The organism is Leminorella richardii (assembly GCF_900478135.1).
GTDB classification, from domain to species: Bacteria; Pseudomonadota; Gammaproteobacteria; order Enterobacterales; family Enterobacteriaceae; genus Leminorella; species Leminorella richardii.
Genome location: NZ_LS483470.1, coordinates 3757700 through 3770000, shown reverse-complemented (window position 1 = coordinate 3770000; position 12301 = coordinate 3757700). Strand labels below are relative to the sequence as shown.

The window sequence follows — 12301 nt, the reverse complement described above, 5'->3', positions numbered from 1 at the left end:
AGGGTATAGACCCGAAACCCGGTGATCTAGCCATGGGCAGGTTGAAGGTTGGGTAACACTAACTGGAGGACCGAACCGACTAATGTTGAAAAATTAGCGGATGACTTGTGGCTGGGGGTGAAAGGCCAATCAAACCGGGAGATAGCTGGTTCTCCCCGAAAGCTATTTAGGTAGCGCCTCGTGAACTCATCTTCGGGGGTAGAGCACTGTTTCGACTAGGGGGTCATCCCGACTTACCAACTCGATGCAAACTGCGAATACCGAAGAATGTTATCACGGGAGACACACGGCGGGTGCTAACGTCCGTCGTGAAGAGGGAAACAACCCAGACCGCCAGCTAAGGTCCCAAAGTCATGGTTAAGTGGGAAACGATGTGGGAAGGCACAGACAGCCAGGATGTTGGCTTAGAAGCAGCCATCATTTAAAGAAAGCGTAATAGCTCACTGGTCGAGTCGGCCTGCGCGGAAGATGTAACGGGGCTAAACCATGCACCGAAGCTGCGGCAGCGACACTTAGGTGTTGTTGGGTAGGGGAGCGTTCTGTAAGCCTGCGAAGGTGGACTGTGAGGTCTGCTGGAGGTATCAGAAGTGCGAATGCTGACATAAGTAACGATAAAGCGGGTGAAAAGCCCGCTCGCCGGAAGACCAAGGGTTCCTGTCCAACGTTAATCGGGGCAGGGTGAGTCGACCCCTAAGGCGAGGCCGAAAGGCGTAGTCGATGGGAAACGGGTTAATATTCCCGTACTTGGTGTTACTGCGAAGGGGGGACGAAGAAGGCTAGGCCGGCCGGGTGACGGTTATCCCGGTTTAAGCGTGTAGGTGGGCAGTCCTGGTAAATCCGGTCTGCTGTATAACACTGAGGCGTGATGACGAGTCTCTACGGAGATGAAGTGGTTGATGCCCTGCTTCCAGGAAAAGCCTCTAAGCATCAGGTAACACGAAATCGTACCCCAAACCGACACAGGTGGTCAGGTAGAGAATACTCAGGCGCTTGGGAGAACTCGGGTGAAGGAACTAGGCAAAATGGTGCCGTAACTTCGGGAGAAGGCACGCTGGCAGTAGGTGAAGTGGCTTGCCCATGGAGCCGAAGCCAGTCGAAGATACCAGCTGGCTGCAACTGTTTATTAAAAACACAGCACTGTGCAAACACGAAAGTGGACGTATACGGTGTGACGCCTGCCCGGTGCTGGAAGGTTAATTGATGGGGTTAGCGTAAGCGAAGCTCTTGATCGAAGCCCCAGTAAACGGCGGCCGTAACTATAACGGTCCTAAGGTAGCGAAATTCCTTGTCGGGTAAGTTCCGACCTGCACGAATGGCGTAATGATGGCCAGGCTGTCTCCACCCGAGACCCAGTGAAATTGAACTCGCAGTGAAGATGCTGTGTACCCGCGGCAAGACGGAAAGACCCCGTGAACCTTTACTATAGCTTGACACGGAACATTGAACCTTGATGTGTAGGATAGGTGGGAGGCTTTGAAGCATGTACGCCAGTACGTGTGGAGCCAACCTTGAAATACCACCCTTTAATGTTTGATGTTCTAACTTAGCCCCGTTATCCGGGGTGAGGACAGTGTCTGGTGGGTAGTTTGACTGGGGCGGTCTCCTCCCAAAGAGTAACGGAGGAGCACGAAGGTTGGCTAATCCTGGTCGGACATCAGGAGGTTAGTGCAAAGGCATAAGCCAGCTTGACTGCGAGAGTGACGGCTCGAGCAGGTACGAAAGTAGGTCTTAGTGATCCGGTGGTTCTGTATGGAAGGGCCATCGCTCAACGGATAAAAGGTACTCCGGGGATAACAGGCTGATACCGCCCAAGAGTTCATATCGACGGCGGTGTTTGGCACCTCGATGTCGGCTCATCACATCCTGGGGCTGAAGTAGGTCCCAAGGGTACGGCTGTTCGCCGTTTAAAGTGGTACGCGAGCTGGGTTTAGAACGTCGTGAGACAGTTCGGTCCCTATCTGCCGTGGGCGCTGGAAGATTGAGGGGGGTTGCTCCTAGTACGAGAGGACCGGAGTGAACGCACCGCTGGTGTTCGGGTTGTGATGCCAATTGCATTGCCCGGTAGCTACGTGCGGAAAAGATAAGCGCTGAAAGCATCTAAGCGCGAAACTTGCCCCGAGATGAGTCTTCCCTGGGACTTTGAGTCCCCTAAAGGAACGTTAAAGACCATGACGTAGATAGGCTGGATGTGTAAGTGCAGCGATGTATTGAGCTAACCAGTACTAATGAACCGTGAGGCTTAACCTTACAACGCCGAAGGCGTTTTTAGAGACGAGAGACAGTAGAATTATTGAGCTTGTTGAAGGATTGAAGTTCGTGGTTGGGTTGTTGGTAGAACAGCAGCGTCAACGGTGAACAATACAGACTTTGCCTGGCGGCGATAGCGCGGTGGTCCCACCTGACCCCATGCCGAACTCAGAAGTGAAACGCCGTAGCGCCGATGGTAGTGTGGGGCTTCCCCATGCGAGAGTAGGGAACTGCCAGGCTCTTAATTTAGAAAGAAACAGAAGGCCACTCGGAAGAGTGGCCTTTTTGTGTTTATGGGGTTTATAACGGCGATTGCGGAGTGTTGTGATAAAAAGCTGTAGCGCCGAGGGTAGTGTGGGGTTTCCCCCTGCGTTGCAACGCAACGGCCCGAAGGGTGAAGCTCGAAGAGGTTCATCAACTGCCAGACTCTTAATTTAAAGAAGAAACAGAAGGCCACTCGGAAGAGTGGCCTTTTTGTGTTTATGGGATTTAAAACGTCTTTCCCTATTATCCATATGGGAAAACATTATAGGAGGCTGCTGCCGAGCCACTATGAATGTCTTTGATCTGCTTCGCCCGTCAAAATCCCTCGCCAAAAAGGGACTTTTTATTCTATCCACTCTCTATTTATCAAGGTGAGATCTTATAGCCATAAAGATGTGAACAACCTCTCATTTTCATTTTTAGTAGAATTTAATTTGATAATTGGTTTTTAGAGTAGAAATTTTTTCTTAAATTTACCGATGTCTGGGTAATAAAGGCAATATTTTTCTTTGCACTCACCAGTATGATTGTTAGCACGCTAAATACCTTTATAGCGGTTAGAAAAATAAAAAATGTTAGCTCTCTACTCTACATACACATACAAAATGAGAATGTTATGGAAACAACATCAAATACAAGTGTAATACTGGATGACTCTGTATCTTCCCTCCGGGGCGGTATGACGGAAAGCGAATGGCGTGAGGCCATTAAGTTTGACAGTACCGACGTTGGCTGGGTCATTATGAGCATTGGCATGGCTATTGGCGCGGGGATCGTTTTTTTACCCGTTCAGGTCGGATTGATGGGGCTGTGGGTCTTTCTGCTCTCATCCGTTATTGGCTATCCGGCCATGTATTTATTCCAACGCCTGTTTATCAACACATTGGCAGAGTCTCCTGAGTGTAAAGACTACCCCAGCGTTATTAGCGGCTATTTGGGAAAGAACTGGGGCATACTGTTAGGTGCGCTCTACTTCATTATGCTGGTTATCTGGATGTTCGTTTATTCCACTGCGATTACTAATGACAGCGCATCTTATTTACACACGTTTGGCATTACAGAAAGTTTGCTGTCCGAGAATCCTTTCTATGGTCTGGCATTAATCTGCGTTCTGGTTGCTATTTCTTCACGTGGTGAAAAGCTACTGTTTAAAGTATCGAGCCTTATGGTGCTGACCAAGCTTTTGGTTGTGGCTCTGCTTGGGTTATCCATGATCGGCATGTGGCATTTGTATAACGTTGGCTCACTGCCGCCGATGGGGCTGCTGATAAAGAATGCGATTATTACGCTGCCGTTTACGCTTACTTCTATCCTGTTTATTCAAACACTGAGCCCAATGGTGATCTCCTACCGCTCGCGCACGAAGTCTATTGAAGTTGCTCGCCATAAAGCGCTGCGTGCAATGAATATCGCGTTTGGCATTCTATTTGTGACCGTTTTTTTCTATGCCGTCTCCTTTACGCTGGCGATGGGGCACGATGAAGCAGTAAAAGCCTACGAGCAGAACATTTCTGCACTAGCGATTGCTGCACAGTTTATCAGCGGTGACGGCGCAGCCTGGGTCAAAATTGTTAGCGTTATCTTGAATATCTTCGCCGTAATGACCGCTTTCTTCGGTGTATACCTTGGCTTTCGCGAAGCGACACAGGGTATCGTGATGAACATTCTGCGCCGCAAGCTTCCGGCGGATAAGATCAATGAGTCTCTGGTTCAGCGTGGGATCATGGTGTTTGCCATTATGCTGTCCTGGAGTGCGATTGTTCTGAATGCGCCAGTGTTGAGCTTTACATCCGTCTGTAGCCCTATCTTCGGCATGGTGGGCTGTTTAATTCCCGCTTGGCTGGTCTACAAAGTGCCTGCGCTTCATAAGTACAAGGGCGCATCGCTGATGCTGATTATTTTTACCGGTCTGCTGTTGTGTGTTTCTCCGTTCCTGGCGTTCTCCTGATGCCAGTAAACGTTAAGTATGAAGGTTGTTACTATGTCCAAGCCTGAAATGAACTCATTATGGAATCTTTTTATTCGCGCCGTGCAGGAGGAGGTCAGGCCTGCACTGGGCTGCACAGAGCCGATCTCTCTGGCACTGGCGAGTGCGGTTGCGGCGTCTCAGTTGTCGGGAGTGGTAGACCGCGTTGAGGCATGGGTTTCACCGAACCTGATGAAAAACGGCATGGGCGTCACTGTTCCGGGTACGGGAATGGTGGGTTTACCGATTGCCGCTTCGCTGGGGGCGGTAGGTGGAGACGCACAGGCTGGCTTAGAGGTGCTTAAAGCGGTATCTACGGAGGATATCCAACGAGCCAAAGCGATGCTGGAAGAGGGGCGAGTGCGGGTGATGCTACAGTCACCGTGCGAAGATATTCTCTATTCTCGTGCCAAAGTGTTTTCGGGTGAGGAATGGGTCTGTGCGACCATCGTTGGCGGGCATACCCGCATCGTTCGGATAGAAAAACAGGGAGAGGTGATTTTTACGCTTGGCGAGCAGTCCCTTGAAGGCGCAGTAGAAGATCCGCTGGCGGTGCTGTCTCACTCTTCGTTGGAGGATATTCTGACGTTTATTGAGCAGGTTCCCTTTGAGGATATTCGATTTATCCTTGAGGCGGCTCGCCTTAATGACGCGCTATCGAAGGAAGGGCTGCGCGGTCGCTGGGGGCTACACATTGGCGCAACGCTGGAGAAACAGTGTGAACGCGGGCTGATGTCTAACGATCTTTTTTCCCAGATCCTAATTCGCACCAGCGCTGCATCAGACGCACGCATGGGCGGAGCGACGCTCCCGGCCATGAGTAACTCCGGCTCGGGTAATCAGGGCATTGCGGCAACGCTGCCAGTGGTTGTAGTAGCAGAGCACTTTGGCGCAGATGAAGAGCGCCTGGCGCGCGCTCTGATGCTGTCGCACTTAAGCGCTATCTATATCCATAATCAGCTGCCGAAGCTGTCCGCCCTGTGCGCCGCGACAACGGCTGCCATGGGCGCAGCGGCGGGCATGACTTGGCTGATTGACGGTAGCTACCAGACAATTTCTATGGCTATTAGCAGCATGATCGGCGACGTTAGCGGCATGATTTGCGATGGCGCATCAAACAGCTGTGCAATGAAAGTGTCTACCAGCGCTTCTTCTGCCTGGAAGGCAGTCTTGATGGCGCTGGACGGCTCTGCAGTAACGGGAACCGATGGCATCGTAGAAAACGACGTCGAGCGTTCGATCTCTAACCTGTGCGCCCTAGCCTGTCGATCAATGCAGGAAACCGATCGGCAAATTATTCAGATTATGGCGGAAAAGGTACAGTAGCTGTTCTGTTCTACAGTGTTACCGCAGCCCCGGTTTTACAGCCGGGGCGACTTACTTTAGTGCTTAAATATAGGTAGCGAGTGCCTGTAGCCTATTTTTATTATTGAGAGGGTCATTAATAACATTTTCTATAGTGCTCGGATAAAGTGAATGAAAGCGGCTCTAAGTTACTTTTCATTTCACTATAGTCATCAGGAGAAAAAAGTGTGGAAGCATTCATCACCGATATCATCAACGCATGGGATCCCATGAGGCTTGCACCGGGCCGACTTGCCCCGGACGATGAATATAGCAGTGAAATAAAGAAAATATGTCAGTTTATTCAGACGACGGAAGGCGTGAATGAAACGGCCTTGGCGCAGGCGATTGAGAATACGTTCACTCGCGCTTTTTCTGACTGTTACAAGGCCGGTGAGGAACGTCGAATCGCCGGAGAAATAGTGGACCACCTCATACAGAGTTCATAATTCCGCGTTAAAACAAACGCTGATTCACAGTCATGGATGAAGAAAACAGTGATTGTTCGGTTATTTAAGGCTCTACTGCGCCTTTTTAAGGCTATTTGTCGAAAGCTATTCTCACGCAGGCTTATTTTCCTCTATCTACTGGTTGCTGCTATTTGTTTAGGGCTGATCGGTTATGCGGAGCGCGAAATCGTCGGGGCTACCGAAGCGCAGCTCTACAGTAACGTGCAGGATATCCCCGCCCGTAACGTTGCTCTGGTACTCGGCGCTAAGCCTAACAACCGCTATTTCACTCGGCGCATTGACGCCGCTGCCGAGCTGTATCACGCAGGAAAGGTTCAGTGGCTACTAGTTAGCGGTGACAACGGCAAAAAGCATTATGACGAGCCCTCAGCCATGCAGCGGGCGCTGATTGAAAAGGGCGTGCCGAAGGGGGCTATCTTCTGCGACTATGCCGGTTTCTCCACGCTAGATTCTGTCGTGCGGGCGAACAAAGTGTTTGGTGAGAATAGCTTTACTATCGTCTCTCAGCGGTTTCACAACCAGCGGGCGCTGTATTTGGCGCAGCAGTACGGTATTGATGCCATTGCTTACGATGCGAAAGATCTGCCCATCGGCCGCGGAAAGTATACCCAAATGCGGGAGAAGCTGGCCCGCGTTAGCGCCCTGCTGGATAGCCGCATACTTAACCGACAGCCAAAGTTTCTTGGCCCAAGTGTGGTTATTGGACCGAATACTGACAGCGGCTGCCCGAGTCAATAGGTATCAGGGCGTTAGCGCTGGGAGGCTAGCCAGTCGCGGATAAACTCAGCGATCTGCGCGCTGGCGTTAATGTCCAGCAGCGGAATCGCCACCTCTAGCGTTTCATCTGTGGCTAGCGCTATTGCATGTTCGTCGAGCAAATCTTCCAGCGGCCTGCCGACGGCGGCTCGGTAAAGGGCAATTTTAGGCACGGGCTCCTGCTTAAAGCCTTCTAACAGCACTATATCGATGCGTTCAGGATCAAACTGACTCACCAGTTCGGACAGGCTAACCGGGCGAGTGGGCGTTTCGGTCATCAGCGCCCAGCGTCGATCGCAGGCGACGATGGTCTGTGCGGCACCTGCTTTGCGAAGCTCGTAGCTGTCTTTTCCCGGGGTGTCGACATCCACGTTGTGGTGTGAATGTTTGATTAAGCCACAGCGAATGCCCATAGCTGCCAGTGTTGGGATTAGCTGCTTTAGTAGGGTTGTCTTTCCCGTGCCGCTGTAGGCCGTGATGGCCAGCAGTGGAATAGCGTAGTTTGTCATGTTAGAACGCCTCCTGCGCGGCATCGTCCAGCGTGTTGATATTGCGGAAAGCTCTAGGGTCGTCGTGAAATCTGACAGGAATGGCGCTCTGCTGGGACATAAAAATCATCAGTTTGCGATCGCCACCCAATAGGTAATTTCGCAGGGGCTGAATAAGCTGTTTGCTAATAAGTGCGACAGTAGGGTGGGCGCGCTCTCCGTCGTCGGCATAGGCTGCCAGAGCGCCTTGCCTGCCTGCCCACAAAGTTTCCGCCAGATGGGTTGGAATAAACGGTGTGTCGCAGGGGGCAAACAGTACCCACTCCGTCGGGCTGTGTTCCAGAACGGTTAATATTCCGGCAAGAGGCCCCTTAAAGCCGCTAATCGAATCCGAAAGCACCGGATAGCCGCTCTTTTGGTATTCTTCGATGTTGCGATTTGCGCTAATAATCACGCCGCTTACCTGCGGCTGCAAGCGCTGAAGGACATGTTGATAAAGCGGTATTTTGCCTAGTGTAACCAGACCTTTATCAAGACCGCCCATGCGGGTTGCCTGACCGCCGGAAAGTATAGCGCCAGTCAGCGTGGGGATAGACATGTTAAGCCTCACTGTCTCAGCCGTAGAATTGGATTATATTAACGCTTTTATAAATGTTTAGCCCTGCTAATTAAGATAAATGATAATAATTTTCATTTTCTTATGGGCAAGAGGTTAGCTTTCTTATATCTACTAAAAGAGCGATTGGACATTTAGGTATTAGTATTTATGTCTTATTTTTTATTATCCAATGCGTTGTTTGATATAACTCTAAATAGGTATAAATATCCTATAACCATTTGGGGTTATATTCGAAGGTCGAATTAAAACAGAATTTGAAGCCCGTCAAGAAACTGCATTTTCAAAGGTTTTTTCGTTGATCTAAAACAAGTATTTCTAATGTGAATTATTCCCCTCCTTATTAATCCGTTATATTTGTATGGATAATAAAATACTACCTTCCAAGTAAACGTCACGCACCGAAAATGAATGTAAAAAGGTGCACTTATCGATTTTTAAATAGCGAAGAAAGTATCAAAGAAATAATAAATTGGGAGTTATTACCGTGGGCAAAATTAAGGCAAGATTATCATCAGTCTTACTGATACTGTTTGCGTCGTTTCTGGTCAGCAATACGGCTAGCGCCGATAAGCTGAACGTTGAAGCACGTAACGAAGCTTTCGCAAAAGACCATAAGGATCAGTACGATTCATGGCGCGCAACCAGTGAATTAGACACTCTGGGCGGCGGTCTGGATGAGTATCCCGACATGGTTATTCTTTGGGCGGGTTATCCATTCGCTAAAGACTATAAAAAAGCGCGTGGGCACTTTTATGCCATCACTGATATTCGTCAGTCTCTACGCACTGCCGCACCGATGAAAGATACGGACGGCCCGCTGCCGATGGCCTGCTGGAGCTGTAAGAGCCCAGACGTTGCCCGTCTGATCGATGAAGGCGGTGAAGATGCCTACTTTGAAGGCATGTGGGCGCGAGGCGGTTCTCAGGTGGTTAACCCTATCGGCTGTGGCGACTGTCACGATACGGCCTCAAAAGAGTTTGCCGAGGGCAAACCGGCGCTCTATATGTCTCGCCCCTATACGGAACGTGGACTGGAAGCCATCAGCAAGCCTTTTGACAAGGCCAGCCGTCTGGATCAGCAGTCCATGGTGTGCAGTAACTGCCACGTTGAGTACTACTTCTCCGGTAAAAATAAAGCGGTTAAGTTCCCTTGGGATAAGGGAATAACCGTTGAGAAAATGGAAGAGTACTACGACAACATTGCTTTCTCTGACTGGACGCACGCGCTGTCCAAAGCGCCGATGCTGAAGGCTCAGCACCCAGAATATGAGACCTGGAGCCAAGGTATTCACGGTAAGAATAACGTGACCTGTATCGACTGCCATATGCCGAAGGTTCAGAACGCTGACGGTAAGCTCTATACCGACCACAAGATTGGCAATCCTTTCGACAGATTCTCTGAAAGCTGCTCAAGCTGCCACACGCAGAGCAAACAGCAGCTGCAGGACGTTGTTGCCAGTAGAAAAGAGGCTGTGAGAGAGCTTAAGAAGAAGGCCGAGCGTCAATTAGTTCATGCACACTTTGAAGCCAAGGCTGCATGGGACGCTGGCGCTACGGAAGAAGAGATGAAGCCAATCCTTCAGGATATCCGCCACGCTCAGTGGCGCTGGGATTACGCGATCGCCTCTCACGGCATCCACATGCACGCGCCGGAAGTCGGGCTGAAAGTGTTGGGCACATCACTCGACAAATCCGCAGAAGCCCGCACCAAGCTGGCTCGCCTGCTGGCGACTAAGGGCATCACAGCCCCGGTAGCTCTGCCGGATCTTTCCACAAAAGCAGATGCTCAGAAGGCTCTCGGCATGGATATGCAGAAGCTGGAGAGTGAAAAACAAGAGTTCCTGAAAACCCGAGTGGTTGAGTGGGACAACGAAGCCAAGAAAGAAGGCCGCTTGTTAAATCAATAAATGCGACTGGCCCCGCGTTTGGCGGGACCCTATAAGGTGGAACGATCATGAGTAGTTTACGTTTGCTATTCAAACGCAGGCTCCACGCCGGACTATTGGCGCTGGCGTCTGTACTTGCTGTCGCGGCGATGCCGTCGCAGGCGGCGGAGTCGACAGAACAGAGTACAGCAGCCTCATCTGGCTATCAGGTTGAGCTACAGCGCAACCGCGATTACGCATGTACTCAATGTCATAAAGAAAATAAAGACGGGATGCACGGCGCTCACGCCAAGGCTATAAGTCCTAACAACAGGATGCCGGTGACCTGTACCAACTGCCACGGCACTATTTCGCCAGCACACCGCGACGGCGCTGTGGACGCAATGCGCTTTAACAAAGACACCTTCCCAGTGGACAAGCAGAATCAGGTTTGTATGACCTGCCACCAGCCTGAGAAGCTGCGCGCTGCGCTGTGGGCGCACGATGTACACATTCTGAAAACCTCTTGTGCCAGCTGTCACCAGCTGCATCCTGCCGTCGATCCGGTGAAGGGGCTGGATAAGAAGGGGCAGATCAAGCTGTGCGTCGACTGTCATAGCGAGCAGCAAAAGCTGCATCAAAAAGAGAAGGAAACGCCATGAGTTGCTCACGCCGTCATTTTATTGCCGGTATGGGAGCAGTTATCTTGACGACCGGCGCCGCGCATCGCGTGTTGGCTCAGACGATGTCGGTTAACGGTATTCGCTATGGCATGGTGTATGACGAAACTCGTTGTATCGGATGCACCGCCTGTATGGATGCCTGCCGGGAGGTCAATAACGTTCCTGAAGGGGTATCGCGGCTGAACATTATCCGCACCGGCCCCATCGGGGAGTTTCCAGAGGCAAAATATCAGTTCGACCGACACTCCTGTCAACACTGTGACAATCCGCCATGTGTGGACGTCTGCCCGACAGGAGCCTCTTATAAAGATGCGGCTACCGGTATCGTTGACGTTAACCCCGACCGCTGCGTGGGCTGCCAGTACTGTATCGCCGCCTGCCCTTATCGCGTGCGCTTTATTCACCCGGTGAAAAAGAGCGCCGACAAGTGCAACTTCTGTCGCGATACCAATCTGGCGAAGGGCAAACTGCCCGCCTGCGTAGAGTCTTGCCCAACCAAGGCGCTGACGTTTGGTAATTTGGACGATCCGAACAGCGACATTGTGAAGCTGATTGCGGATAAGACCACTTACCGTTCTAAGGTACACCTAGGCACTGAGCCGAAGATGTATCGTATACCGAGCAAACACGGGGAGATTAAAGGATGAGCAGCGCTTTCCACTTTGACTCTCTGGTCTGGGACTGGCCGATCGCCATTTACCTGTTTTTGATCGGCGTTTCTGCGGGAATGGTGACCATCGCCGTTTTCCTTAAGCGCAAGATTCTGGGTAATGAAGCCAGCCGCGACGGCGTGATCAGAGCCACGGCGATTATTGCGCCGCTGAGCGTGATCGCCGGTCTGACCATTTTGATTTTCCACCTGACCAAGCCGTGGACCTTCTGGTACCTGATGATCTTCTACAGCCCGACCTCGGTAATGTCGATGGGCGTGATGCTGTTCCAAGTCTATATGGTCGTGCTGATCGTCTGGCTGGCGGGGCTGTTTCGTGAAGATATCCGCTCCCTGACGGAGAGCCGCTTTAAGGCCTTTGGCTGGGTGAACGGCATTATCGCTGCGCTGGCCCGTTTGGAGAAGGTGCTGGAGCCTCTGATGGTGCTTCTGGCTGTGCTGTTGGGGGTCTATACTGGATTCCTGCTGTCGGCGCTGAAAACCTATCCGATGCTGAATAACCCGGTTCTGCCGATCCTGTTTCTGTTCTCGGGCGTGTCGTCCGGTGCAGCGGCGGCGGTGCTGTTTGGCGTAACCTGGTTTAAGCAGCCGACGGACAGCCCTTCTATCCATTTTGTGCATCAGATCGAAAAGCCGGTGGTGCTGTTTGAACTGCTGCTGCTGTTTGCGCTGTTCGTCGGCCTGTTCTTTGGCGGCGGCCAGAAAGAGGCTGCTGCGGTTGCGGCCATCGGCGGCGGATTCTGGTCTAACGTCTTCTGGTTTGGCGTTATCGGCCTTGGTATTCTGCTGCCGCTGATTATGGGTGCCGTGTGCAGCCATCGCGTTCAGCACAGTAAGGGCTATTTAGTCGCGGTTGCCTGCATGGGGCTTTGTGGTGTACTTATGTTGAGATTCTTCATTCTGTATGCTGGTCAGATGACGGTCGCCTAG

Annotated in this window: 10 protein-coding genes and 2 rRNA genes (1 of these 12 only partly in view); 10 read left to right on the top strand and 2 right to left on the bottom strand. The window is 51.3% G+C overall.

Features of this window, described 5'->3' with window-relative positions:
• The 6 genes from DQM29_RS17090 to DQM29_RS17065 all read left to right on the top strand — a co-directional run.
• Positions 1-2247: ribosomal RNA gene (locus DQM29_RS17090) — 23S ribosomal RNA — on the top strand; it begins 664 nt to the left of the window's first position.
• A gap of 123 nt (positions 2248-2370) precedes the next feature.
• A 5S ribosomal RNA gene (rrf, locus tag DQM29_RS17085) occupies positions 2371-2486 on the top strand.
• A 641-nt stretch (positions 2487-3127) separates the two neighbouring features.
• Complete coding sequence (locus DQM29_RS17080; protein WP_111741790.1) at positions 3128-4459, top strand: SLC5/6 family protein; 1332 nt, start codon at positions 3128-3130, stop codon at positions 4457-4459.
• Positions 4460-4492: 33 nt separating this feature from the next.
• On the top strand, positions 4493-5803 hold the full coding sequence (locus tag DQM29_RS17075; protein ID WP_111741789.1) for an L-cysteine desulfidase family protein: 1311 nt from the start codon (positions 4493-4495) through the stop codon (positions 5801-5803).
• A gap of 206 nt (positions 5804-6009) precedes the next feature.
• The gene (locus tag DQM29_RS17070; RefSeq protein WP_111741788.1) at positions 6010-6270 is read left to right on the top strand and encodes a DUF1871 family protein; all 261 of its coding nucleotides are present in this window, start codon (positions 6010-6012) and stop codon (positions 6268-6270) included.
• Between the two features lie 51 nt (positions 6271-6321).
• Positions 6322-7029, top strand: coding sequence for a SanA/YdcF family protein (locus DQM29_RS17065; protein ID WP_415270895.1), 708 nt, complete (start codon positions 6322-6324; stop codon positions 7027-7029).
• An 11-nt stretch (positions 7030-7040) separates the two neighbouring features.
• Here DQM29_RS17065 and mobB read toward each other — a convergent pair whose 3' ends face one another.
• Complete coding sequence (mobB, locus tag DQM29_RS17060; protein WP_111741786.1) at positions 7041-7556, bottom strand: molybdopterin-guanine dinucleotide biosynthesis protein MobB; 516 nt, start codon at positions 7554-7556, stop codon at positions 7041-7043.
• Between the two features lies 1 nt (position 7557).
• A complete protein-coding gene (mobA, locus tag DQM29_RS17055) occupies positions 7558-8133 on the bottom strand; it encodes a molybdenum cofactor guanylyltransferase MobA (protein ID WP_111741785.1) in 576 nt (191 codons plus the stop codon).
• A gap of 499 nt (positions 8134-8632) precedes the next feature.
• Between mobA and nrfA the strand changes: the two genes are divergently transcribed.
• Genes nrfA through nrfD form a run of 4 tightly spaced genes read left to right on the top strand, consistent with a single transcriptional unit; the run spans position 8633 to position 12301 of the window.
• Positions 8633-10060, top strand: coding sequence for an ammonia-forming nitrite reductase cytochrome c552 subunit (nrfA, locus tag DQM29_RS17050; protein ID WP_197708873.1), 1428 nt, complete (start codon positions 8633-8635; stop codon positions 10058-10060).
• Between the two features lie 47 nt (positions 10061-10107).
• The gene (gene nrfB / locus DQM29_RS17045; RefSeq protein WP_111741783.1) at positions 10108-10680 is read left to right on the top strand and encodes a cytochrome c nitrite reductase pentaheme subunit; all 573 of its coding nucleotides are present in this window, start codon (positions 10108-10110) and stop codon (positions 10678-10680) included.
• A complete protein-coding gene (nrfC, locus tag DQM29_RS17040; RefSeq protein ID WP_111741782.1) occupies positions 10677-11348 on the top strand; it encodes a cytochrome c nitrite reductase Fe-S protein in 672 nt (223 codons plus the stop codon). The genes nrfB and nrfC overlap by 4 nt, the downstream gene beginning before the upstream one ends.
• Positions 11345-12301 carry a cytochrome c nitrite reductase subunit NrfD gene (gene nrfD, locus DQM29_RS17035; RefSeq protein ID WP_111741781.1) on the top strand — a complete coding sequence of 319 codons (957 nt, stop codon included), beginning with the start codon at positions 11345-11347 and terminating at the stop codon, positions 12299-12301. Before nrfC ends, nrfD begins: the two co-directional genes overlap by 4 nt.